Here is a 23,528-nt window from a genome sequence, read left to right on the forward strand (position 1 = left end):
CTCAATAGATGCGGTATTGTAACTATTATTTAGGGCTTATCCAATTGAAGACACGCCCTAATAAAATGGTGTTTTAATTTTCATCTTTACCATTACGATGCTTGCTTATGATATTAGATAATGAGCGTTCTGTATAACCGAGATGTTTAGACTCTCTTTCAAAATAAGAGATTATTTCTCTAGCTGCTTTATCATTGGAATAAATATACTTGCCTTTTTCATTTCTATTATTGAAGTATTTGTCGTGGTGTTTTAATGCTTCCTCTCTCGGTTTTTTATAGTTCTCCGCTTTCTTGTTGCCTCCTTTTTTACCTATACTTTTATAATTACTTGCAAGAATATCATTCTCTATGTCTGTAGTAATTTTTGAATGCTTGTAAGTTATACCGCGTTTATAATACTGCATAGCTTGGTAAAGATTATTAGCTTTTAAGAATTTATGGGCTAGTTGCAGGTTCGCAAATGCTTTATATTGATTAATTATAGTGGAGTCTTGCCAGCTTCTTATCGCAGCAGTTGATAGCTCTTGAATTGGCTCAATATTTCCACCTTCTACATACTCATCAAGACATTTAAGCATTTTGTGTAAGAAAACTCCGTAGGGCATAGGCCAATCATGCTTATGCACTTCAAATTGAAACTCCACAGCCTGTACAGCTATATCATCTTCTATGATATCTTGTAAGCTATTTAGAAATTTGGGGCTATACCGTTGCTTCATCTCTATACACCCTTAAATCAAAACATCATAAAACCAGCCATCAAATTTAGCACAAAAAAAAGCCAACCATTGAAAACAATGATTGGCTTTTCTCTATTACTGCTATGTTTGGTCGGAACGGCAGGATTTGAACCTGCGACCACTACACCCCCAGTGTAGTGCGCTACCAGACTGCGCTACGCCCCGAGTGACTGACTATTTTACGCAAAATTATGTATATTGCAAGGGCTATTTATAGCAGCCAAACTCTACAATATTATTCTGCCTAGCATAGTCAGTATAATTGCTTAGCAGCCAATGTTAGCCCAATAATTCTTTTAGAATTTGGTTCACTTGCTGTGGGTTAGCACTACCTCGACTGGCTTTCATGACCTGACCGACCAGACCGTTAAAGGCTTTTTCTTTACCGCCGCGATATTCTTCGACCATCGCTTCATTTTTTGCGATGACTTCTTCGACCATCGCTTTGATAGCGCCAGTATCGGTTTCTTGCTTGAGGCCTTTGTCTTTGATGATTTTATCTGCTGCATCATCGCCATCGCCGCCTTCGCGCTCATATAGGGCACTAAAGACTTTCTTGGCCAGTTTGCCAGATAGCGTGTCATCTTTGATACGCTTGAGCATGCCAGCCAATTGCTTAGCGCTGATAGGGGAGTCAATGATGTCGGTGTCGTCTTTGTTCAGGGCACCGAGCAAGTCGCCCATGACCCAATTGCCAGCCATTTTGGCATCTTGCTGACCTATTTCAGCCACCACATCTTCGAAGTAGTCAGCAATTTGACGACTACCAGTCAAGATACGAGCGTCATATTCTGACAGACCAAGCGCTTCTTCAAAGCGTGCACGACGAGCAACTGGTAGCTCAGGCATCGCTGCTTTGATCGCATCAACCGTATGCTGCTCGATACGGACAGGCAGCAGGTCAGGATCAGGGAAGTAGCGATAGTCGTTGGCGTCTTCTTTGGTACGCATGGTACGCGTTTCATCACGCTCTGGATCATATAGCATCGTCGCTTGAACGACTTTGCCGCCATCTTCTAGGATATCGATTTGACGTTCGATTTCACGATTGATAGCACGCTCGATAAAGCGGAACGAGTTTAGGTTCTTTAGCTCAGTACGTGTACCGAGATCAGCGCCTGGCTTGCGCACAGAGACGTTACAGTCACAGCGGAATGAGCCTTCGGCCATCACTGCGTCTGAGATACCTAGCCATGTGACTAGCTGATGAATGGCTTTGATGTAGGCAAGAGCTTCGTGAGCAGAGCGCATATCTGGCTCAGAGACGATTTCAATCAATGGCGTACCAGCACGGTTAAGATCCACACCCGTCATACCATCGACTGCGTCATGGACAGATTTACCTGCATCTTCTTCTAGATGCGCACGGGTGATACCCATACGTTTAGGATATTCGTTCTTTTCGCCTTCATTGACCACGACATCAATATAGCCAACGCCTACGATAGGATTGGCCATCTGGGTGATTTGATAGCCTTTCGGCAAGTCAGGGTAAAAGTAGTTTTTACGATCAAACGTATTAAACAGACCTAGTTCAGCATTGACGCCGATACCGAATTTTAGCGCGCGATCGACCACGCCAGCATTTAGCACTGGTAATACGCCAGGCAAACCCAAATCGACGATGCTAGCTTGGCTGTTTGGCTCATGACCAAAATCAGTCGGCGCACTTGAGAAGATCTTACTTTCCGTATTTAGCTGGCAGTGAATCTCGATACCGATGACCACTTCATAGCCATCGACAAATAGCTCTTTACGCACGGCGTGTTCACGGACGGCATTGTTATCAGTAGTAACTGTACTCATTATACCGTCTCCTTTGCGATGGTAGAGTGTTGTAGGTGATGATCAGTATGCTGCTGGAACAGATGCGCAGTCGTGAGCAGTTGACTCTCTTGCCAATGCTTACCGATTAATTGCAAGCCAATTGGTAGACCTTCTGTAGTCAAACCAACCGGTTGGCTAAGTGCAGGCAGACCCGCTAAGTTGACTGCGATGGTATAAATATCACCTAAGTACATGGTCGCAGGGTCGAGATTGTCGCTTAATTTATAGGCAGCAGTTGGTGCGGTTGGGCTAGCAATCACATCACAGCTAGCAAATGCTTCATCAAAGTCTTTAACGATCAAACGGCGAATCTTCTGTGCTTTAGTATAGTAAGCATCGAAGTAGCCAGCCGATAGCGCATACGTCCCTGTCAAGATACGGCGCTGTACTTCAGGGCCAAAGCCTTCGGAGCGTGAGCGCGTGTATAGATCGATAAGGTCCGTTGGGTTTTCACAGCGATAGCCAAAACGTACGCCATCGAAGCGCGATAGGTTAGATGATGCTTCGGCAGGCGCTAGCATATAGTAAGTGGCAAGCGTGATCTCAGGATCAGTGATGTTCACTTCTACAATCGTTGCACCAAGCTCTTCATATTTCTTCAGAGCCGCACGTACTGCTTGCTCAACTTCGCTATCAAGCCCTGTACCGAAGTATTCTTTGGCTACACCAATACGAAGACCGTCAAATGGCTTATCACCAGCAGCAGCTTGGGCATCATTGATATCTTGTACGTAGTCAGGCATCTCGTATTTGATAGAAGTTGCATCGCGTGGATCATGACCAATCATCGGCTGGAGCAGATAGGCGCAATCTTTAGCGCTGCGCCCCATGCTACCTGCTTGATCTAGACTTGAAGCGTAGGCAATCATACCAAAGCGTGACACACGGCCATAAGTCGGCTTAATACCTGTTAGGCCGCAGAATGAAGCAGGCTGACGAATAGAGCCACCCGTATCACTACCGGTAGCAACAGGGACAAAACCTGCGGCAACAGCAGCAGCACTACCACCTGACGAGCCACCAGGGACGCGCTCTAGGTTCCAAGGGTTTTGTACCGTACCGTAGTAAGAGCTACTGTTGTCTGAGCCCATCGCAAACTCATCCATATTGAGCTTACCTAAGCTAATCATGCCAGCCTTATCGATGTTAGAAACGATGGTCGCGTCATATGGTGAGACAAAGTTGTGCAGCATCTTTGAGCCACAAGTGGTCAGTACGCCCTGAGTACAGAAGATGTCTTTGTGCGCCATTGGTACACCAAGTAGCGGACGCTGATCGCCTTGTGCGCGCATCTCGTCTGCCGCTTGTGCTTGTGCGCGTGCAGTCTCAGAAGTATGAGTGATAAAGCTGTTAATCTTGCTGTCTAGCGCATCGATACGCTTGATGTAATGCTCGGTTAATTCCGCGCTGCTAAATTGTTTGTTTTGCAAGCCAGTAATGAGCTGCTCGGTACTTAATAAATGAAGTTCAGACATAAGGTGTCGTCCGTCAAAATGTTAATAGCATAAAATAAAATGAGATAATGGCAAATGCGTGATTGTGTTATTCAGCCACTATTATTCAATCACCTGAGGCACTAGATATAAGCCTTCTTCTACGGCAGGTGCGACTGACTGATTACGCTCACGATTGATGTCGTGTTTTGCCACATCAGCACGCAACTCTTGGCAAGCTTCATGGATATTGGCTAGTGGCTTGATGTCTGTGGTATCAACGTTAGATAGCGTATTCATCAGTTTTAATACTTTACTGATATCATCAGCATAGCTATCGGCTGTACTTTCATCGACACCTAAGCGGGCAAGGTTGGCAACTTCTAGGATTTCTTCACGGCTGACGTTGCTGTCAGACGTTGCTGGCTGCTGAGACATAGTTTCTCCAGTTAAGGACAGTTTTTGTTAGAGTAGTTTACGAAAACGAAAATACGTAAGCGCTAAAATAGAAACAATTAAAATAGATATAAATAGTAAGTGAGCTTATTATAAAGCATCTGACTCAAGTTTACAGAGCATGACGCTTGATTGATGCACAATCTCAACCAACAGTCTGAATTGATGAAGACGTAATATTGAATAAGATATGGTGTCATCCAAGCCATAATGCCAATTAAGACACAATGATTTACAGAGAATTGCAAAACTGACCCCCTAATTCATCATTGTTCCTCAATTGCTCTCCAATTAGCTTCTAAAATACGTTACAGTATGCATCTGCTATTAAGCAAAACATTCATCTGCCTGTAGAGCCTTGTTAGTTATCAGATTAAATGATGTTTCATTGAGTTGAATGATATTCACTACTATTTCAAACTTTGTAACAACTTTTGGCGTCTAAGACAAAAATCCTTACTTACTGATGCAAATATCTATGTTTTTTTTGAGCTAAATCGGTATAATTTAGCTCAGTTTTTTCATTTCATTATTATTGCTTGGATTTTGACTTGTTGGGATGATTAACTGTTGCCACAAGTAATGTTTAACGACGACCTGCTCAACACTGACGAGTAACACCTCAGTCAATCTCATTCGCCTCATTCGTAAGACGCTGGATATATTAGTCATGAACCTGTTTGGATTTTTATCAAATAATATCGCTATCGACCTCGGTACTGCGAACACCCTAATTTTTATTCCTAATAAAGGCGTCGTGCTTGACGAGCCTACGGTGGTCGCGTTACGAAGCAATCGTACTCAGAACCCGACCGTCGCCGCTGTTGGTATCGATGCCAAGCAGATGCTAGGTCGTACGCCTGCGAACATCACAGCGATTCGCCCGTTGAAAGACGGTGTGATTGCTGATTTTGAAGTGACGCAAAAAATGCTTAAGCACTTTATCGCTAAAGTAAAAGCCAAGCGTTTTATGGCACAGCCTAACGTCGTGGTTTGTGTACCATGCAAGTCTACTTTAGTTGAGCGTAAGGCGATTCGTGAGGCAGTATCATCAGCAGGCGCGAGCAAAGTACTATTGCTAGAAGAGCCGATGGCTGCGGCTATCGGTGCTGGTATGCCAGTTCATGAAGCCAGTGGTTCTATGGTTGTGGATATCGGTGGTGGTACAACTGAGATTGCTGTTATCGCGCTGTCTGGCTGCGTATATGCTGAGTCGATTCGTATCGGTGGCGATATGTTTGATGAAGCGATCATCACTCATGTACGCCGTACGCATGGCTGTGTCATCGGTGAGACGACCGCTGAGCGCATCAAAAAAGAAGTCGGTTCTGCATTGAATGAAGACAGCCAACTAGAAGTAGAAGTTCGTGGTCGTAGCATGGCAGAAGGTGTACCAAAGACCTTTACTGTTAATTCAGAAGAAGTGCAAAAAGCATTGACTGATCCATTGAGCGGTATTGTTAGCGCTGTAAAAGTAGCACTTGAGCAGACTCCGCCAGAGTTGTCATCAGATATCGCTGAGCGTGGTATTGTATTGACAGGTGGCGGCGCGCTATTACGTGACTTAGACAAACTTATCTCGCAAGAGACCGGTTTGCCAGTGACGGTAGCAGAAGACCCACTAACCTGCGTTAGTCGTGGCGGTGGTATCGCGCTTGATTTCATCAATAACAAAAGTTTAAACATGATTTTTGTTTAAGTCATCTTTATCCTTAATTGCCTTGTAGCCTTGGCAATATATGATGATGTATGTGAATGATGAAACTATAAATATAGTCGGTTCAATATAATTTGGATACAGGAAAGCCGAGCGAAAGTACTACAAGTAGTAGGCTGAGCGAGACTGACATCGTACCCAATTTATAGAAAATTGACTATATATAAAATTAAAGGTAGCCGATTGTGCTACCTTTAATTGCATTCATTTGTGCTAGAACCCAATATCCTCGATAAACACTCATGCTGTAAATAAGTGCTATTGTTCATTTTAGAATCCTTAAATCAGACGACTTATGACTCCAAGTATTTTTGCGCGCCAGCCGTTATCACTTCGTAAGACTGTTATCGTATTGATAGCAGCCTTAATTTTGATATGGTTTGATAGCAAAAACTCTAATTGGTTTAAGCCTGTACGTAGCACCAGTCATGCCGCCATGCAGCCAATCTATGAGCTGTCTCTATTACCAAGCTATACCAAGCATTGGGCTAGTGGTAGTCTGCAATCAAAAGAAGCACTGCGTCGCGAAAACATGCAGCTAAAATCGCAATTGATACACGCGCATGCCAAGCTACAACAGCAAGATTATATCTTGGCACAGAACGCACGCCTGCAAGGTATCTTATCTACCACCAAGCCCGAGCAGTTCGATCTTAATTTGGCGCAAGTCATCGGCACAGACACCAATTTGCTCAGACAGATTGTCGTGCTTAATAAAGGTGAGCAAGATGGCGTACAAGTTGGGCAAACGGTCATCGATGAAGACGGTGTGTTAGGACAGATTATCAATGTTTATCCCAATACTAGCCGTTTGTTGTTGATTACAGATGAGCAGCAGTCAGTTGCGGTTACTGTTAAGCGTACTGGTCAGCGTGCTATCGTCACAGGCCAAGGTATCCCATCTTCATTGAGTCTCAATTACGTCTTCAAAACATCGGATGTGCGAGTAGGTGATGAGCTAGTGTCGTCAGGACTCGGCGGTCGTATTCCGGCAGGCTATCGAGTAGGGCGTATCGCGCATGTCAAAGATGAGCAAACCGACAACTTTAGAACGATCGAAGTTACTCCAGCAGCTAACTTTATTGACAATGCCTATGTTTTAATACTTCAAGACAAGCTGTTAAATGAGAACAATGCTACTGCTATTGCTCCATAGATAACGACGTAAGCCACAGTATTAACGTTTTAAAGCTTTCCATTTATGGTATTCACCTTGCCAATATCCAATCAACAATATCACAGCAACCACCAAACACTCGCTAAGGTAAGTACCCATGTCGTATCCTGATTCTGAGAATGCCACGGTACTATTGATAGTTGTGATTGTTCTAAGTTTCATCGCTGCATCATCACTTAATGTCTATCCGTTAAGCCCAAGCATGGCCACACTTCGCCCCATGGTAATGATCATGGTGCTGATTTATTGGTTGCTGTTTCAGCCGCGCTATGTGGGTATTTTCACCGCATTCACAGTTGGACTGATTGCTGATTTATTGATGGATACGCATTTAGGTCAGCAAGCGTTCGCCGCTGTTGTGGTTGCACTGGTTATCAAAATTACCAGTATCTACGTCAGACAGTTGAATACCGTTAGCGCGTGGTTAATTGCTAGTCTAGGGCTGATTGTCTTTCAGTTAAATCTATGGATACTACAGATGTTTATTCAAAACGTCTTTGTCGCTCAGTCTGCTTTGTCACTGTTTATGAGTATCCTCAGCTGGCCACTCGTGCTGTTTGCTTTGCGCAAGTTTTTGCGTTAATGAATTATCAGTTATCAAGATTACTTTGTTTAACAGCTTAGCTTGCTCAGCCCACAATACTGTATGACCACACACATCATAAATTTATAAATGAAGAGAATATCGATGGATATCGTTTTGGCGTCTGGCTCTCCGCGTCGTCGTGAGCTACTAGAAAGAGCGCAACTAAACTTTACTATCTTGAGCGTGGATATTGATGAGACGCCGTTAGATAATGAGTCGCCAACAGACTATATCGAACGTATGGTCGCAACCAAAGCCGATGCCGCGATACAACAATTAAGCGATACCTCTCAAGCGGATCATGATAGCCTCACCTCACCGTTTATTATTTTGACTTCTGATACCATTGGCGTGCTGTCGGATGGTAAAACAGTCTTGGTCAAGCCCGTCGATCGCGAGCACGCATATAGTATGTGGCAGCGTATGTCTGATAGCGTCCACGAAGTATGGACTGCCGTTCAAGCGACTCAAGTACAGCTATTGCCTAAAGCAGAACGGAACCCCTCAGAACACACACAGTGCTTACAGATTATTAATCAGCAGAGAATCACTGAGCGTACGGAAGTGACCTTTATACCACTGACGACACAAATGATGAGCAACTATTGGGATAGTGGAGAGCCAGCTGATAAAGCAGGTGGGTACGGCATTCAAGGACTGGGTGCTGCCTGGGTCAGTCGTATCAACGGCAGCTACACCAATGTTGTTGGTCTGCCACTGGCACAAACGCTGGCACTAATCAAAGAAATGACAGAAGGCAGTATGGACACAGTCAACCCGTTATAATGGGATATGCACATAATGACACGGTAGGGTAATGGGCAAGAGCAAGTCGCATTTGTTACACTGTCAATCTAATAGGCGATGACCGTCTAATAAGAAAGCTGAGAGATAAGAGAAAAAACTATGTCCGAAGAGCTGCTGATTAATATTAGTCCAATGGAATCCCGTGTTGCGGTTTTAGACAATGGTATTTTGGGCGAGATTTATATTGAACGACATCACAAACTGGGGTTGGTCGGCAATATCTATCTGGGGACGGTCGTACGTGTCCTTCCTGGTATGCAAGCAGCCTTTGTGGATATTGGTCAATCACGGACCGCATTTCTACATGTCAACGATATGCAGCGTGAACCACGACCCGTTGTAGAAAAAAATAAAGCGGCTAAGGCCACTAAGCGCGAGATAAATGAGGACGATGCGACTGCCAACGCTTCTGCTGATAGCTTGGCTGTGACACCGCCTATTGTCAGTGCGCAAAGTACAGAGATCGTACCAGCGTCTAAAACTTTGATTCAGCATCGCTTGCATGAAAGTCAGCGTATTCTGGTACAGGTAACCAAAGACCAGTTAGGAAGTAAAGGTGCTCGTCTAACCACCAATATCTCACTACCATCACGTTATCTAGTATATTTGCCATCGAGTGATCATATTGGCATATCGCAGCGTATCGATGGCGAAGAAGAGCGTAGCCGATTAAAGACTGAGCTTAGTAGCCTGATGCAGACGGTCAATCTGAAGGGTGGTCTTATCGCCCGTACCGCTGCGGAGCGCGTGCCCGTCGATAAGCTAGAAGAGGACATCTATTATCTATTGCAGCTGTGGCGTACTATCTGTGCTCGTCGTCAAGAGATTAATCATCATCAGAGTTCAGAGCTGATCTATCAAGAACTGTCGCTACCATTACGTTCTATCCGTGACTTGGTTCACGCTGATACCGAAAAAGTCATTATTGATAATACACAGATTTATGAGCAAGTCAGATACTTTGCTAAAGAGTTTGTTCCATTTGTCTATGATCGTATCGTGCATTACACCGCTGAGCAGTCGTTGTTTGATGTACACCGTGTCGAAGACGACTTACGTGATGCACTAAAGCGCCGTGTCGATCTAAAGTCTGGCGGCTATCTGATCATCGACCAGACCGAAGCTATGACCACGATTGATGTCAATACAGGTTCTTTTGTAGGCGGTCGCTCATTAGAGGATACGGTTTATAAGACTAATCTAGAAGCCACACATGCTATCGCTCGACAGTTGCGCTTACGTAATCTAGGCGGCATCATTATTCTAGATTTTATCGATATGCTTGAGCAACAACACAAAGATGATGTGCTTGAGAGCTTACAGGCGCAGCTTACCCAAGATTATGCAAAAACTAAGATTACGCAGGTCAGTGAGCTTGGATTGGTAGAAATGACACGCAAGCGCACGCGTGAATCATTGGGTCAGCAGCTGTGTGAGCCGTGCTCAACTTGCCAAGGTCGCGGGTTTGTCAAAACCGCAGAAACCGTTTGTTTTGAGATTTTCCGCGAAATTATGCGCTGCGCACGCACTTATAACTCTCCCAAAAAGTTCACAGTAGTGGCTCATGCGGCAGTCATTGATTTACTGCTTACAACAGAGTCAGACACAGTAGCCGATTTAGAGTATCTACTGGGTAGGGTCATTACTTTTGATGTAGAGAATCTATACACTCAAGAGCAGTATGATATTGTTTTAGATTAATATTATTCAAAACAAATGATAGTTCTAGATGGAAATATTTATTTAACTAAAGGCTAGTCTAAGAAAGAGCATCTCTAATCATACTAGAGATTGCTCTTGCAATACCTAAAATACTATGTATAATATACACCACTGAATTATATATGCGCAGCTGAATAAAAAAGCTGGCGCTATGACAGCTAGAGCATCGTTTCTAGCACTATTTCATTATGCCTTTGCTACTTTCCAATTAATAGGAGGGTTGGCGGGGCTTTAAACTATTTTGCTTTTGGCACGCTATAAGTTCGGATAAAGAACTCATTCTGGTTAAGAACAGAAGGCCGCTTTAAGTGAATATTTAACCAAACTGCTTTTGATCATGGTCTTGCGACGCAAGAATGACAAAGGCACATATTAGGAGCTTGCTGGCATGGCTAACCAGAGAATCCGTATCCGTCTTAAGTCTTTTGATCATCGTCTGATTGATCAATCTGCACAAGAGATTGTTGATACTGCAAAGCGCACCGGTGCGCAAGTTTGTGGTCCTGTACCGTTGCCGACTCGCATTGAGCGCTTCAACGTTCTAACCTCACCACACGTTAACAAAGACGCTCGTGACCAGTACGAAATCCGTACTCATAAGCGTATGGTTGATATCGTTCAGCCAACTGACAAAACTGTGGATGCGCTAATGAAATTAGATTTAGCGGCGGGTGTTGACGTTCAAATTGCTTTGGGTTAATGCACATTAAACACCCAACCCATTAATATAAGATATAAAGAGGTCTAAAATGGCGATCGGTTTAGTCGGTAAAAAGTGCGGCATGACCCGTGTCTTCACTGAAACAGGCGCATCTATCCCTGTAACAGTTGTTGAGGTCGATGCAAACCGCATTACTCAAGTAAAAAATACTGATGTAGATGGTTATCAAGCCATCCAAATTACCACAGGTACTCGTCGTGACAGCCGCGTAACAGCTGCACAAAAGGGTCACTTCGCTAAAGCTGGTGTTAAAGCTGGCCGTGGTGTTTGGGAATTCCGTGCCAACGAAAGCGATCTTGAAGGTCGTGAAATTGGTGGCGAGATTCTAGCTGACTTGTTCGAACAAGGTCAGATGGTTGATGTGACAGGACAGAGCAAAGGTAAAGGTTTCCAAGGCCCTGTTAAGCGTCACAACTTTAGTATGCAAGATGCTACTCATGGTAACTCAGTGTCTCATCGTGCGCATGGTTCAACTGGTCAAAACCAGTCACCAGGTAAAGTATTCAAAGGCAAGAAGATGGCGGGTCAGATGGGTAACAAACGTGTTACCGTTCAGGGCCTAGAAGTGATTTCGGTTGATGCCGAAAAAGGGTTACTTGTCATCAAGGGTGCTATCCCAGGTGCCACCGGTGGCGATGTTATCGTACGTCCGTCAGTCAAAGCCTAAGCAAGGGGATTAACGTGGATTTAAAAACAGTTACAGGTGCGGCGGTTGAGCTTTCTGATACGGCATTTGGTCGTGAATTCAACGAAGCACTAGTGCATCAAGTCGTCACCGCTTATTTAGCTGGTGCTCGCCAAGGTACACGCGCACAAAAAACACGTGCCGAAGTTTCTGGCGGTGGTATTAAGCCATGGCGCCAAAAAGGTACTGGTCGCGCTCGTGCGGGTTCTATTCGTAGCCCAATCTGGCGTTCAGGTGGTCGTGCATTCGCTGCAAAACCACAAGATTGGTCACAGAAAGTAAACCGTAAAATGTATCGCGGTGCGATGCAGTGCATCCTAGCAGAATTGATTCGTCAAGAGCGTCTGATTTTGGTAGAAGAGTTGAGCGTTTCTGGGCCGAAAACCAAAGAACTGATTGCTAAGTTAAACGATTTGAATGCACCTCGTGCACTAATCGTTACTAAAGAAGTTGATGAAAACTTATACTTAGCTGCTCGCAACATTCCACACGTCAATGTACTTGGTACAAATGAAGTGGACCCAGTGAGCTTGATCGCATTTGATAAAGTGATCATGTCAGTTGAAGCTGCGAAACAATTTGAGGAAGCACTAGCATGAATAACGCAAGACTTTATCAGGTCTTAAGAGGGCCTGTATTCTCAGAAAAATCTCAAATGCTTGGCGACTCACTTGGTGTGCAGGTATTTAAAATTGATTCTAATGCTACTAAGCTTGAAGTCAAGAAAGCAGTTGAGTTGATGTTTGAAGGTGTTGAAGTTACTAAAGTAAACACTTTGAATGTTAAAGGTAAGACAAAGCGTTTTGGTAAAAGCATCGGCCGTCGTAACGACTACAAAAAAGCCTATGTTACCTTAAAAGCTGGTCAAGATGTACAAATGGCTGATGCTGGTGAAGAAGTAGCGAATACTACTGATTCTACTAGTGAAACAGCGAATAACGAATAAGGATTACACTCATGCCTATCGTAAGAGCAAAGCCAACATCACCAGGCCGTCGTTTTGTTGAAAAAGTAGTGCATCCACACCTGTACAAAGGTCGTCCGTTTGCAGCACTTCTAGAATCAAAAAGCAAGTCAGGTGGTCGTAACAATAATGGCCGCATTACTACTCGTCACATTGGCGGTGGTCATAAGCAACATTATCGCATTATCGATTTCAAACGTACTAAAGACAATATCCCAGCAACGGTAGAGCGTATCGAATACGATCCTAACCGTACTGCTCATATTGCTCTACTTAAGTATGCTGATGGCGAACGTCGTTACATTATCGCTGCTAAGAAACAAGTAGTTGGTGATACAGTAATGTCAGGCGAGACTTCTCCAATTCGTCCAGGTAACTGCTTACCGCTAAAAAACATCCCATTGGGTACTGTGATTCACAATATCGAGCTTAAAATCGGTAAAGGTGCACAGATGGCTCGTTCTGCGGGTGCTAGCGTTCAGTTACTAGGTCGTGACGGTGTTTATGCTATTCTACGTATGCGTTCTGGCGAAACTCGCCGTGTACACGTAAATTGCCGCGCTGTTATTGGTGAAGTTTCTAACACTGAAAACAACTTGAAATCACTTGGTAAAGCCGGTGCTTCACGTTGGCGTGGTGTTCGTCCTTCTGTTCGTGGTGTCGCTATGAACCCGGTTGATCACCCACACGGTGGTGGTGAAGGTCGTAACAAAGGTCGCCATCCAACCAGCCCTTGGGGTCAGAAGTCTAAAGGACTTAAAACGCGTCACAATAAGCGTACTGACAACATGATCATCCGCCGTCGCGCCAAGAAGAAATAAAGGAAGAATTTCATGCCTCGTTCATTGAAAAAAGGTCCATTCATAGACGCGCACTTGTTTGCTAAAGTTGAGAATGCATTAGACACCAACTCACGCAAGCCAATTAAGACTTGGTCGCGCCGCTCGATGATTCTGCCACAAATGGTTGGCCTAACTTTATCTGTTCACAACGGCCGTACTCATGTACCGGTTATCGTGAGTGAGCAGATGGTTGGTCATAAACTAGGTGAATTTGCCCCGACTCGTACGTATCGTGGTCACGGCATTGACAAAAAAGCTAAGAGATAAGGTGCTTACCATGGAAGTAACTGCAAAATTACGCGGTGCCGCCATATCGGCACAAAAAGTTAGACTCGTTGCTGATGAAGTTCGTGGCAAATCTATTGAGCGTGCTTTGGATATCCTAACGTATAGCAATAAAAAAGGCGCTGTGTTTGTTAAGAAATGCCTTAACTCAGCCATCGCCAATGCCGAACATAATCACGGCTTAGATATTGACGACCTAAAAGTCGCTACTATCTATGTTGATGAAGGCATTACGCTAAAACGTATCCTACCACGTGCCAAAGGCCGTGCTGATCGCATCAGCAAGCGTACTTGTCACATCACTATAAAGGTAGGAGAATAAGTTATGGGTCAAAAAGTACATCCAATCGGAATTCGTCTTGGTGTTGTAAAAAAGCATAACGCAAACTGGTATGCTAACCCTAAACAATACTCAGAATACCTAATCAACGACATTCAAGTTCGTGAATATCTACGCAAAAAGCTAGACAACGCTATGATCAGCAACATCATGATCGAGCGTCCTACTGGCGCTGCTAAGATTACCATCGCCACTGCGCGTCCTGGTATTGTTATCGGTAAGAAAGGTGAAGATATCGAAAGACTTCAAAAAGAATTGACCAAAATTATGGGCGTACCTGCTCAGGTCAACATTGAAGAAATCACGTCACCTGACCTTGATGCACGTTTGGTAGCAGACGGCATCGGTAGCCAGCTTGAGCGTCGTGTTATGTTCCGTCGTGCGATGAAACGCGCGGTACAGAACAGCATGCGTTCTGGTGCTAAAGGTATCAAGGTTGAGCTGTCTGGCCGTCTAGGCGGTGCTGAGATTGCTCGTAGTGAATGGTACCGTGAAGGTCGTGTGCCATTGCATACACTCCGTGCTGATATTGACTACTCGTCAATTCGTGCAGAGACAACTTACGGCACCATCGGTGTTAAAGTTTGGATTTTCCGTGGCGAAATCCTTGACGGTATGAACAGTGTATATAATCCCGTCAAAGAAGAGCAGACTCGTGCGCCAAAACGCCGTGGTCGTGGAAACCGTCGAAACTCAGACAGAGGTTAAACTATGTTACAGCCAAAACGTACCAAGTTTCGTAAAATGCACAAAGGTCGTAACACTGGGCTAGCTCATCGTGGAAGCACCGTTGCATTCGGACAAATTGGTCTAAAATCATTGACGCGTGGTCGTATGACAGCTCGTCAAATCGAAGCAGCACGTCGTACCATCACTCGTAAAATTAAGCGTGGCGGTAAGATTTGGATTCGTGTATTCCCTGACAAACCAATTACCAATAAACCATTAGAAGTACGTATGGGTAAAGGTAAAGGTCCAGTAGAATATTGGGTATGCGAAATCAAACCTGGTAAAGTGCTATATGAAATTGAAGGGGTATCTGAAGAGCTTGCTCGTGATGCATTAACGCTCGCTGCAGCAAAATTGCCCTTTAAAACTACCATTGTTAAGCGGACGATAATGTAATGAAGATCAGTGAATTACGTGATAAATCATTAGAAGAACTGACCCAGTTACTTGATGAAAAGCAACTTGATGCTTTCCGTATTCGTATGGCTAAAGCAACTGGTCAGTTGGGTAATACCCATGAAGTTAGAGCCAATCGTCGCACGATTGCCCAGCTTCAGACTTTGATTAACGAGAAACAACGAGGCGACTCATGAGCGATAACAATCAAACAGCTACCAATGCTAGCGTATTGACAGGACGAGTTGTCAGCGACAAGATGGACAAGTCCATCACAGTTTTGATTGAGCGTCTGGTTCGTCATCCTTTGTATGGCAAGCAGCTTCGTCGTTCTACAAAAATCAAAGCACATGATGAGAATAATGTTTGCCAACAAGGCGATCTTGTCCGTATCAAAGAAACGCGTCCAATCTCAAAAACCAAGTCTTGGACTTTGGTTGATGTGGTTGAAAAAGTAGAAAAAATCTAAGTAAATTGCATTAAAAGCCAGAAGCTGTTAAAATAGCCGCCTTTTTAAGGATGCTGATTGCGCCGAGCGTATATCACTCACATTAAGAGTAAGTCGCGGTTATTTATATTAAAATGCCGTCTACTCATACTGTGCTAGCGGCAGCAACTGGTTTTTATTGCTCATACGTGTGGAGTAACGCTATGATTCAGGTTGAGTCAATGCTGGAAGTTGCAGACAATAGCGGTGCAAGAAGAGTTCAGTGCATTAAAGTACTGGGTGGTTCTCATCGTCGTTATGCATCAGTTGGCGACATTATTAAAGTAACGGTTAAAGAAGCCATTCCGCGTGGTCGTGTTAAAAAAGGCGACGTGATGAATGCAGTAGTTGTACGTACCAAAAAAGGCGTTCGTCGCCCTGATGGTTCTGTGTTACGTTTTGATGACAATGCTGCGGTATTGTTGAACCAAAACAAAGCGCCGATTGCAACTCGTATTTTTGGACCGGTAACTCGTGAACTACGTGGTGATCAGTTTATGAAAATTGTATCACTAGCACCAGAAGTATTGTGAGGTAATCCATGTCAAAATTACGTAAAGGCGATACAGTTATCGTGATTGCTGGGAAAGACAAAGGCAAGCAAGGTACTGTACAAGCTGTAAAAAACGATCGTATTAAAGTTGAAGGCATTAACATTGTTACCAAACATCAGAAGCCAAATCAGGCAACTGGCGTTGAAGGTGGCATTCTTAAGCAAGAAGCTTTTCTGCATATCTCAAATGTCGCAATCTTAAATGCGCAAACCCAAAAAGCAGACCGTATTACTTATCAGTTTGGCGAAGACGGCAAGAAACAACGCGTCTATCGTTCAAACGGTGAAGTAGTGGCGACTGCGTAAGACACTAAGGGTGTAATGGTAATGGCAAGATTAAAATCTTTATATAACGATAAATTAAAGCAGCAAATCAAAGAAGATCTTGGTTTAGACAATGTGATGCAAGTGCCTAAAATCACTAAAATCACACTTAACATGGGTGTAGGCGGCGCGTCTCAAGACAAGAAATTGTTGGAAGGTGCTGTAGCTGATATGACCGCGATTGCTGGTCAAAAACCTGTTGTCACCAAAGCGCGTAAATCAGTTGCTGGCTTTAAGATTCGTGAAGAATGGCCAATTGGCTGTAAAGTAACGCTACGCGGTGAGCAAATGTACGAATTTTTAGATCGTCTCGTTGCCATTGCAATTCCTCGTATTCGTGATTTCCGCGGTTTTTCACCTAAAGCCTTTGACGGACGTGGTAACTACTCATTGGGTATCAAAGAACAAATCGTATTCCCAGAAGTAGATTTTGACAAGATTGATCGTATCCGTGGTATGGATGTGACAATCACCACGTCAGCTCAATCTGATGAAGAAGGTCGTGCGTTGCTTAAAGCATTCGGCTTCCCATTTAAATAAGGTAAAGACGTTATGGCAAAGAAGAGCATGATTAACCGCGAATTAAAGCGCGAAAAAATGGTTGCTAAATATGCTGAAAAGCGTATCAAGCTAAAAGAAACTATCAGTGATATGACTGCAAGTGACGAAACTCGTATGGAAGCGATGTTAGAGCTACAAGCTCTTCCACGTAACTCATCACCAGTACGTCTGCGTAATCGTTGTGCTATCACCGGTCGTCCTCACGGTTACTTCCGCAAGTTTGGCTTGTCACGCAATATGCTGCGTGAGCGTGTCATGCAAGGCGATGTGCCTGGTGTTCGTAAAGCAAGCTGGTAAGGAGTAACTATATGAGTATGCAAGATACCGTTGGGGATATGCTAACCCGTATCCGTAACGCACAAATGGCTAACAAAGTATCGGTAGCAATGCCGAGCTCTAAATTACGTAAATCAATTGCTGATTTACTAGTTAGCGAAGGTTATGTGGCTAGCGCTGTTGTTGCTGAAGAAGAAAACAACAAAGCAACCCTTACTATTGAATTGAAATATTTCGAAGGCCGTGCTGTCATCGAAACTATCCAACGTTATAGCCGTCCTGGTTTACGCCAGTTCCGCGGTAAAGACGCTATCCCTACTGTTAAGCAAGGTATGGGTGTTGCTATCGTATCTACTAGCCAAGGTATCATGAGCGATCGTGCTGCACGCGCTGCTGGTATCGGTGGTGAAATCGTCGCATTTGTAGCGTAAGCTATACGACGATGAAGTCTATTTGATGGTTGTTAGGCTTCTATTGATTGAGTAATATTAAATTATTTCGAATTGATAGATGTCTAACACAGTCAACTATGCTAAACTAACACGCTTTTTAGCCTGTTAGTTTTTTCGCTAATATAAAGAAGTTAAATTTTTTAAGGAATATTCCTATGTCTCGTGTGGCTAAAGCCCCAGTGACGCTGCCAAACGGCGTAAGCGTTACTTTGAACGATCGGCAGGTCGAAGTTAAAGGCAAGAACGGTACTATGTCTTTACGCCTGCATGCATTGGTCGAGCTGAAACAGGAAGATGATGCTATCATTTTCTCACCTACAGTCGATTCAAAAGAAGCTATGATGCACACTGGCACCATGCGCGCTCTTGTTAACAACTATGTTACTGGCGTGAACGAAGGCTTTGAAAGACGTCTTCAGTTGATTGGTGTTGGTTATCGCGCGCAAGTTACTGGTAACAAAGTAACCTTGAACGTTGGTTATTCTCATCCAGTAGAGTACACGTTACCTGAAGGTGTATCAGCTGAAACGCCAACGCAAACTGAAATTGTTTTGAAATCAAACAATAAACAGCAGCTTGGTCAAGCAGCCGCTAACATCCGTGGTTTCCGCCCACCTGAGCCTTATAAAGGTAAAGGTATTCGTTATAGTGACGAGCATGTGATTCGCAAAGAAGCTAAGAAAAAATAAGGTGAGTTGAAATGTTTGATAAAAAAGCAGCTCGTCTGCGTCGAGCTAAGAAAACACGCGCGCATATCCGTTTCTTAGGCGTTCATCGCTTAACGGTTAACCGCACGTCAAAACATATTTATGCCCAGATTATCTCTCCAAATGGTGGTGAAGTGATTGCTCAGGCATCTACCTTAGACAGCAGCTTGCGTTCAGGCGCGACTGGTAATGCTGATTCAGCAACGTCTGTAGGCCAAATGATCGCAGAACGCGCAAAAGCAGCTGGCATTACTAAAGTTGCCTTTGACCGTAGTGGTTTTAAATATCATGGTCGAGTTAAAGCTTTAGCAGAAGCTGCTCGCGAAAACGGATTGGAGTTTTAATCATGGCTAGAAATGATAAAAATGATAAGAATGAACAGACTGACGGTCTAGTAGAACGCTTAGTTACCGTTGATCGCGTTGCAAAAGTTGTTAAAGGTGGTCGTATTTTCTCTTTCACTGCGTTGACCGTAGTGGGTGATGGTAATGGCCGCGTTGGTTTTGGTCGTGGTAAAGCACGTGAAGTGCCAGCTGCTATCCAAAAAGCACTAGAAGCTGCTAAACGCAATATGATCACTGTTGAGCTAAATGATGCAACTTTGTATCATCCGATCAAAGCACGTCATGGTGCTAGTAAAGTCTATATGCAACCTGCATCTGAAGGTACTGGCGTAATCGCTGGTGGCGCAATGCGTGCTGTATTAGAAGTTGCTGGTGTCAAAGATGTTTTGACTAAATGTTATGGTTCTACCAATACTGCTAACGTTGTTCGCGCAACGTTTAACGGTTTACGTGATATGTCAACTCCAGAGAAGATGGCAGCTAAACGTGGTAAATCTGTAGACGAAATCTTGGGTTAACTTAGACTAGGTGAGTTACGATGAAAAAAATGAAAGTCACTCAATTTAAATCGGGTGCCCATCGCCTAAAGAGCCACAAAGCGAGCTTGAAAGGATTGGGTTTACGCCGTATTAATCATACTGTAGTAGTAGAAGATACTCCTTCGACTCGTGGTATGGTCAATCGCGTTAACTACATGGTAAAAGTGGAGGAAGCGTAATGGGTCTTAGATTAAATGAATTATCACCAGGTGTTGGCGCAAAGAAAACTGCCCAACGTCGTGGTCGTGGTATCGGTTCAGGTCTTGGTAAGACTGGTGGTCGTGGTGTAAAAGGTCAGAAATCTCGTTCAGGTTCTAGCATTCGCTCAGGATTTGAAGGTGGTCAGATGCCTCTATATCGCCGTCTACCAAAATTTGGTTTTACCAGTAAACTGGCTATGAAGACTGCTGAAGTACGTCTTTCTGAACTGAATAAAATTGAAGGCGATGTAGTTAGCCTTGAAACACTTAAAGCTGCTAACCTTATCCGTCATGATATGAAACGTGCTCGTGTAATGCTATCAGGCGAAGTCACTAAAGCTTATACTTTTAAAGGTATTAAAGTGACTAAAGGTGCTAAGCAGGCTATCGAAGCTGCTGGTGGTAGCATCGAGGAGTAGTAACGTGTCAAAACAATCAATGTCATCGGCTGGTATACCGCTTAATCCATTCGCATTTATACGTAAGTATGATGAGCTATGGACGCGTTTATTATTTTTAATCGGCGCATTGATTGTTTATCGTTTAGGGTCACATATTCCAGTTCCGGGTATTAACCCAGTTAACTTGGCTGATCTGTTTTCGCGCAACGAAAACACCATTTTGAGCATGTTTAATATGTTCTCAGGTGGTGCGCTAGAGCGTATGTCTATCATGGCACTTGGCATTATGCCATATATCTCAGCATCGATTATTGTACAGATGATGTCTGCAGTATTGCCATCGCTTGAAGCCCTCAAAAAAGAAGGTGAAGCGGGACGACGCAAGCTAAATAAGTACACCCGTCAGGGAACACTTGCTTTAGCCCTAGTACAGTCATTAGGAATGTGTGCCGGCTTAATCAGCCAAAACCTTACTTTATCTACTGGTCTTACCTTTTATATTCCAGCTGTTACTTCTTTAGTAGCAGGCGCAATGTTCTTAATGTGGCTTGGTGAGCAGATTACAGAACGTGGCGTAGGTAATGGTATTTCAATGCTCATTTTTGCGAGTATTGTGGCTGGTACGCCAGGTATGATTTCGCAGTCTATTGAACAGGTCAATCAAGGTCAGATGAACTTGATTGTACTCTTTATTTTTGTATTGCTAGGTATCGCGGTTACTGCGGGTATCGTTTATATTGAACGTGCTCAACGCCGTGTTCCTGTAAACTATGCACAAAAACAGCAACAAGGTCGCAAAATTTATGCTCAGCAGCAATCACATTTGCCGTTGAAGCTAAATATGGCAGGGGTTATCCCCGCTATTTTTGCCAGTTCTTTGTTATTGTTTCCTGCAAGTTTAGGGCAGTGGGTTGGTCAATCGACTGATCCTACCTTTGTACAGAAAATACTTCAAAATATGGCATTGGTGTTGTCTCCAGGACAGCCGCTATATTTAGTACTGTTTGGCGCAATGATTATCTTTTTCTGTTATTTTTATACGGCATTGGTATTTAGTCCGCGTGAAGTAGCAGAGAACCTTAAACGTAGTGGTGCGTATATCCCAGGTATCCGCCCAGGACAACAAACTCAGCGTTACCTCGATCATGTATTAAACCGACTGACCTTTATTGGCGCGATGTATATGACGGTTATTTGTTTAATGCCAATGGTCGTCCAGTCATCGTTTGGTGTGCCGTTTCAACTCGGTGGTACGTCTTTACTGATTATGGTGGTTGTGGTAATGGACTTCATCTCGCAGATTCAAGCGCATTTGATGACCCATCAATATCATGATCAGACGTTAATTCAATCGCCCACTCAACCTTAAATGAGCGGTACGATATTTCAAGGAGCATGCTATGAAAGTTCAAGCATCAGTTAAAAAGATTTGTGGTAGCTGTAAAGTTGTGCGCCGTAAAGGCCGTGTACATATTATTTGTACAGCAGAACCTCGCCACAAGCAACGTCAAGGTTAATATTTAGTATTGGAAAACATCTAGTTTTCGCTGCTAATTAAATTAATACTTGAAAAATAACGGCGGATGCGATATCATCCGCCACTTGCCGTGTTTATACAAAATCTTTTATAATAGAATCGATGAGCAGACTTATAGTCAAAACATCGATAATGACTATAAAAGCTCTAGTATTAACAGCAACAAATCTGAAGAGTAAAGCCTTATCGCTAGATAACGCTTATTTTTCTTTAATGGAGAGAAATCAATGGCTCGTATTGCCGGCGTAAACATTCCGGATAATAAGCATGCTGTTATTTCACTAACTTACATCTTTGGTGTAGGTCGTACCACTGCTCAGAAAATCTTAGAAGCAGTTGGCATCGCCCCTACTACTAAAGTCAGTCAGTTAGATGATACACAGTTAGATGCTATCCGTGCACAAGTTGCAAACTACATGACTGAAGGTGACCTTCGTCGTGAAGTTTCAATGAACATCAAGCGTTTAGTTGATCTTGGTTGTTACCGTGGCATCCGTCATCGTCGTAACCTACCAGTTAGAGGTCAGAACACCAAGAACAACGCTCGTACTCGTAAGGGTCCGACACGCCCTCTCAAAAGATAATTAACTTAGGAAGCTAAAAGATGGCAAAAGACACTCGCAGTCGCAAAAAGGTGGCTCGTCGTTCAGTATCGGAGGGCATTGCCCATATCCATGCGTCTTTTAATAACACCATTGTTACGATTACCGATCGTCAAGGTAATGCATTGGCTTGGGCCACTTCAGGTGGACAAGGCTTCCGTGGTTCACGTAAATCTACACCATTTGCAGCTCAGGTTGCAGCTGAAGTCGCTGGTAAAGCGGCCCAAGAATATGGTGTTAAGAATATCGATGTTTTGGTCAAAGGACCAGGACCGGGTCGTGAGTCTGCGGTAAGAGCACTAGGTGCATTGGGTTATAAAGTTAACAGCATCTCTGATGTAACCCCAATCCCACACAATGGTTGCCGTGCGCCGAAAAAGCGCCGCGTCTAATATTAAAGACGAAGCTTTTTATACTAAAAGCTTATAGGAGACATAACAATGGCCCGCTATATTGGACCAAAACTGAAATTATCACGTCGTGAAGGTACGGATTTAGGCCTTAAGTCTGGCGTTAAACCGTATGACGTAAAAACGAAGAAAGCTGGTCGTCCACCAGGTCAGCATGGCGTAAGCCGTAACAAGACCTCAGAATATGCTCTACAGTTGCGTGAAAAGCAAAAAGTTAAGCGTATTTATGGTGTACTAGAGCGTCAATTCGCGAACTACTATAAAGAAGCTGCTCGTAAGCGTGGCGCTACTGGTGAAAACTTACTAGCAATGCTTGAGAGCCGTCTAGATAACGTTGTATATCGCATGGGCTTTGGCTCAACTCGCGCAGAAGCACGTCAGCTAGTCAGTCATCGTACTGTTATGGTAAAAAAAGCTGGCCGTGATGAGTTTGTTCGTGTGAACATTCCTTCAATTCAGCTTCAAGATGGTGATGTCATCGCTATCCAAGAGAAATCTCGCGAACAGCTACGTATTAAAAACGCTATCGAATTAGCGACACAACGTGGTATTCCAGAATGGCTTGATGTTGACCACAGCAAACTACAAGGCACGTTTAAACATGCGCCTGATCGTATTGATCTACCTGCTGAAATCAACGAAAGCTTGATCGTTGAGCTATACTCTAAGTAATGACGTAATGCTCAATGTTATGAAAATGGCATTG

At 43.8% G+C, this 23,528-nt stretch carries 35 protein-coding genes and 1 tRNA gene; 31 read left to right on the forward strand and 5 right to left on the reverse strand.

Features of this window, described 5'->3' with window-relative positions:
• Nucleotides 1-73 precede the first annotated feature (73 nt).
• The 5 genes from FQV37_RS13020 to gatC form a co-directional block, all read right to left on the reverse strand.
• The gene (locus FQV37_RS13020; protein ID WP_160023585.1) at nucleotides 74-721 is read right to left on the reverse strand and encodes a hypothetical protein; all 648 of its coding nucleotides are present in this window, start codon (nucleotides 719-721) and stop codon (nucleotides 74-76) included.
• Nucleotides 722-830: 109 nt separating this feature from the next.
• Nucleotides 831-907, reverse strand: a tRNA-Pro gene (locus tag FQV37_RS13025).
• Nucleotides 908-1,021: 114 nt separating this feature from the next.
• Nucleotides 1,022-2,548, reverse strand: a complete 1,527-nt coding sequence (gatB, locus tag FQV37_RS13030; RefSeq protein ID WP_102094172.1) for an Asp-tRNA(Asn)/Glu-tRNA(Gln) amidotransferase subunit GatB — start codon at nucleotides 2,546-2,548, stop codon at nucleotides 1,022-1,024.
• The gene (gatA, locus tag FQV37_RS13035; RefSeq protein WP_160023587.1) at nucleotides 2,548-4,044 is read right to left on the reverse strand and encodes an Asp-tRNA(Asn)/Glu-tRNA(Gln) amidotransferase subunit GatA; all 1,497 of its coding nucleotides are present in this window, start codon (nucleotides 4,042-4,044) and stop codon (nucleotides 2,548-2,550) included. The genes gatB and gatA overlap by 1 nt, the downstream gene beginning before the upstream one ends.
• An 81-nt stretch (nucleotides 4,045-4,125) precedes the next feature.
• Entirely contained in the window at nucleotides 4,126-4,440 is a 315-nt protein-coding gene (gene gatC / locus FQV37_RS13040) for an Asp-tRNA(Asn)/Glu-tRNA(Gln) amidotransferase subunit GatC (protein ID WP_057758683.1), read from the reverse strand.
• 679 nt (nucleotides 4,441-5,119) lie between these two features.
• Between gatC and FQV37_RS13045 the strand changes: the two genes are divergently transcribed.
• The 31 genes from FQV37_RS13045 to rpsD all read left to right on the forward strand — a co-directional run bounded on the left by FQV37_RS13045 (nucleotide 5,120) and on the right by rpsD (nucleotide 23,494).
• Nucleotides 5,120-6,157 (forward strand): rod shape-determining protein, encoded by a 1,038-nt coding sequence (locus FQV37_RS13045; RefSeq protein WP_057758685.1) that lies wholly within the window; start codon nucleotides 5,120-5,122, stop codon nucleotides 6,155-6,157.
• Nucleotides 6,158-6,470: 313 nt separating this feature from the next.
• Nucleotides 6,471-7,331 (forward strand): rod shape-determining protein MreC, encoded by an 861-nt coding sequence (mreC, locus tag FQV37_RS13050; protein WP_160023589.1) that lies wholly within the window; start codon nucleotides 6,471-6,473, stop codon nucleotides 7,329-7,331.
• Nucleotides 7,332-7,449: 118 nt separating this feature from the next.
• Nucleotides 7,450-7,935, forward strand: coding sequence for a rod shape-determining protein MreD (gene mreD, locus FQV37_RS13055; protein WP_160023591.1), 486 nt, complete (start codon nucleotides 7,450-7,452; stop codon nucleotides 7,933-7,935).
• Between the two features lie 105 nt (nucleotides 7,936-8,040).
• A complete protein-coding gene (locus FQV37_RS13060; RefSeq protein WP_205962099.1) occupies nucleotides 8,041-8,724 on the forward strand; it encodes a Maf family protein in 684 nt (227 codons plus the stop codon).
• Between the two features lie 120 nt (nucleotides 8,725-8,844).
• Nucleotides 8,845-10,446 carry an Rne/Rng family ribonuclease gene (locus tag FQV37_RS13065; protein ID WP_160023595.1) on the forward strand — a complete coding sequence of 534 codons (1,602 nt, stop codon included), beginning with the start codon at nucleotides 8,845-8,847 and terminating at the stop codon, nucleotides 10,444-10,446.
• 409 nt (nucleotides 10,447-10,855) lie between these two features.
• Nucleotides 10,856-11,167, forward strand: a complete 312-nt coding sequence (rpsJ, locus tag FQV37_RS13070) for a 30S ribosomal protein S10 (RefSeq protein WP_010196670.1) — start codon at nucleotides 10,856-10,858, stop codon at nucleotides 11,165-11,167.
• A gap of 49 nt (nucleotides 11,168-11,216) precedes the next feature.
• Nucleotides 11,217-11,855, forward strand: a complete 639-nt coding sequence (gene rplC / locus FQV37_RS13075) for a 50S ribosomal protein L3 (protein ID WP_057758696.1) — start codon at nucleotides 11,217-11,219, stop codon at nucleotides 11,853-11,855.
• Between the two features lie 14 nt (nucleotides 11,856-11,869).
• On the forward strand, nucleotides 11,870-12,472 hold the full coding sequence (gene rplD / locus FQV37_RS13080) for a 50S ribosomal protein L4 (RefSeq protein WP_057758698.1): 603 nt from the start codon (nucleotides 11,870-11,872) through the stop codon (nucleotides 12,470-12,472).
• Complete coding sequence (gene rplW, locus FQV37_RS13085) at nucleotides 12,469-12,819, forward strand: 50S ribosomal protein L23 (protein ID WP_057758700.1); 351 nt, start codon at nucleotides 12,469-12,471, stop codon at nucleotides 12,817-12,819. Before rplD ends, rplW begins: the two co-directional genes overlap by 4 nt.
• An 11-nt stretch (nucleotides 12,820-12,830) precedes the next feature.
• Nucleotides 12,831-13,658, forward strand: coding sequence for a 50S ribosomal protein L2 (gene rplB, locus FQV37_RS13090; RefSeq protein WP_057758702.1), 828 nt, complete (start codon nucleotides 12,831-12,833; stop codon nucleotides 13,656-13,658).
• Between the two features lie 12 nt (nucleotides 13,659-13,670).
• On the forward strand, nucleotides 13,671-13,946 hold the full coding sequence (gene rpsS, locus FQV37_RS13095) for a 30S ribosomal protein S19 (protein ID WP_010196682.1): 276 nt from the start codon (nucleotides 13,671-13,673) through the stop codon (nucleotides 13,944-13,946).
• A 10-nt stretch (nucleotides 13,947-13,956) separates the two neighbouring features.
• Complete coding sequence (rplV, locus tag FQV37_RS13100; protein ID WP_021813373.1) at nucleotides 13,957-14,286, forward strand: 50S ribosomal protein L22; 330 nt, start codon at nucleotides 13,957-13,959, stop codon at nucleotides 14,284-14,286.
• 3 nt (nucleotides 14,287-14,289) lie between these two features.
• A complete protein-coding gene (rpsC, locus tag FQV37_RS13105) occupies nucleotides 14,290-15,012 on the forward strand; it encodes a 30S ribosomal protein S3 (protein ID WP_057758704.1) in 723 nt (240 codons plus the stop codon).
• A 3-nt stretch (nucleotides 15,013-15,015) separates the two neighbouring features.
• Entirely contained in the window at nucleotides 15,016-15,429 is a 414-nt protein-coding gene (rplP, locus tag FQV37_RS13110; RefSeq protein ID WP_025644399.1) for a 50S ribosomal protein L16, read from the forward strand.
• A complete protein-coding gene (gene rpmC / locus FQV37_RS13115) occupies nucleotides 15,429-15,626 on the forward strand; it encodes a 50S ribosomal protein L29 (protein WP_025644397.1) in 198 nt (65 codons plus the stop codon). Before rplP ends, rpmC begins: the two co-directional genes overlap by 1 nt.
• A complete protein-coding gene (rpsQ, locus tag FQV37_RS13120; RefSeq protein WP_021813375.1) occupies nucleotides 15,623-15,898 on the forward strand; it encodes a 30S ribosomal protein S17 in 276 nt (91 codons plus the stop codon). Before rpmC ends, rpsQ begins: the two co-directional genes overlap by 4 nt.
• Nucleotides 15,899-16,080: 182 nt before the next feature.
• Nucleotides 16,081-16,449: a 50S ribosomal protein L14 gene (rplN, locus tag FQV37_RS13125; RefSeq protein WP_010196702.1), complete on the forward strand. Its 369-nt coding sequence runs from the start codon at nucleotides 16,081-16,083 to the stop codon at nucleotides 16,447-16,449.
• Between the two features lie 8 nt (nucleotides 16,450-16,457).
• A complete protein-coding gene (gene rplX, locus FQV37_RS13130; protein WP_011279796.1) occupies nucleotides 16,458-16,775 on the forward strand; it encodes a 50S ribosomal protein L24 in 318 nt (105 codons plus the stop codon).
• A gap of 21 nt (nucleotides 16,776-16,796) precedes the next feature.
• Nucleotides 16,797-17,333 (forward strand): 50S ribosomal protein L5, encoded by a 537-nt coding sequence (rplE, locus tag FQV37_RS13135; protein WP_057758706.1) that lies wholly within the window; start codon nucleotides 16,797-16,799, stop codon nucleotides 17,331-17,333.
• A 12-nt stretch (nucleotides 17,334-17,345) separates the two neighbouring features.
• A complete protein-coding gene (gene rpsN, locus FQV37_RS13140; RefSeq protein ID WP_010196705.1) occupies nucleotides 17,346-17,651 on the forward strand; it encodes a 30S ribosomal protein S14 in 306 nt (101 codons plus the stop codon).
• Nucleotides 17,652-17,662: 11 nt separating this feature from the next.
• Nucleotides 17,663-18,061 carry a 30S ribosomal protein S8 gene (rpsH, locus tag FQV37_RS13145; RefSeq protein ID WP_101204864.1) on the forward strand — a complete coding sequence of 133 codons (399 nt, stop codon included), beginning with the start codon at nucleotides 17,663-17,665 and terminating at the stop codon, nucleotides 18,059-18,061.
• A 176-nt stretch (nucleotides 18,062-18,237) separates the two neighbouring features.
• Complete coding sequence (rplF, locus tag FQV37_RS13150) at nucleotides 18,238-18,771, forward strand: 50S ribosomal protein L6 (RefSeq protein WP_160023597.1); 534 nt, start codon at nucleotides 18,238-18,240, stop codon at nucleotides 18,769-18,771.
• Nucleotides 18,772-18,782: 11 nt separating this feature from the next.
• Complete coding sequence (gene rplR / locus FQV37_RS13155) at nucleotides 18,783-19,133, forward strand: 50S ribosomal protein L18 (RefSeq protein ID WP_057758713.1); 351 nt, start codon at nucleotides 18,783-18,785, stop codon at nucleotides 19,131-19,133.
• A gap of 2 nt (nucleotides 19,134-19,135) precedes the next feature.
• On the forward strand, nucleotides 19,136-19,651 hold the full coding sequence (rpsE, locus tag FQV37_RS13160; RefSeq protein ID WP_010196711.1) for a 30S ribosomal protein S5: 516 nt from the start codon (nucleotides 19,136-19,138) through the stop codon (nucleotides 19,649-19,651).
• A gap of 20 nt (nucleotides 19,652-19,671) precedes the next feature.
• Complete coding sequence (rpmD, locus tag FQV37_RS13165; RefSeq protein WP_057758718.1) at nucleotides 19,672-19,851, forward strand: 50S ribosomal protein L30; 180 nt, start codon at nucleotides 19,672-19,674, stop codon at nucleotides 19,849-19,851.
• Nucleotides 19,851-20,291 carry a 50S ribosomal protein L15 gene (gene rplO / locus FQV37_RS13170; RefSeq protein WP_057758719.1) on the forward strand — a complete coding sequence of 147 codons (441 nt, stop codon included), beginning with the start codon at nucleotides 19,851-19,853 and terminating at the stop codon, nucleotides 20,289-20,291. Before rpmD ends, rplO begins: the two co-directional genes overlap by 1 nt.
• Nucleotides 20,292-20,310: 19 nt before the next feature.
• Nucleotides 20,311-21,642 (forward strand): preprotein translocase subunit SecY, encoded by a 1,332-nt coding sequence (secY, locus tag FQV37_RS13175; RefSeq protein WP_166739245.1) that lies wholly within the window; start codon nucleotides 20,311-20,313, stop codon nucleotides 21,640-21,642.
• 31 nt (nucleotides 21,643-21,673) lie between these two features.
• Entirely contained in the window at nucleotides 21,674-21,790 is a 117-nt protein-coding gene (gene rpmJ, locus FQV37_RS13180) for a 50S ribosomal protein L36 (RefSeq protein ID WP_010196721.1), read from the forward strand.
• Nucleotides 21,791-22,037: 247 nt separating this feature from the next.
• Nucleotides 22,038-22,394 (forward strand): 30S ribosomal protein S13, encoded by a 357-nt coding sequence (rpsM, locus tag FQV37_RS13185; protein ID WP_021813384.1) that lies wholly within the window; start codon nucleotides 22,038-22,040, stop codon nucleotides 22,392-22,394.
• 20 nt (nucleotides 22,395-22,414) lie between these two features.
• Entirely contained in the window at nucleotides 22,415-22,804 is a 390-nt protein-coding gene (gene rpsK, locus FQV37_RS13190) for a 30S ribosomal protein S11 (protein ID WP_010196728.1), read from the forward strand.
• A 48-nt stretch (nucleotides 22,805-22,852) separates the two neighbouring features.
• Nucleotides 22,853-23,494 (forward strand): 30S ribosomal protein S4, encoded by a 642-nt coding sequence (gene rpsD, locus FQV37_RS13195; RefSeq protein WP_057758723.1) that lies wholly within the window; start codon nucleotides 22,853-22,855, stop codon nucleotides 23,492-23,494.
• The last annotated feature ends 34 nt before the right edge of the window (nucleotides 23,495-23,528 follow it).

It is taken from the genome of Psychrobacter nivimaris, assembly GCF_009812035.1.
In the GTDB taxonomy this organism is placed as follows: domain Bacteria; phylum Pseudomonadota; class Gammaproteobacteria; order Pseudomonadales; family Moraxellaceae; genus Psychrobacter; species Psychrobacter nivimaris.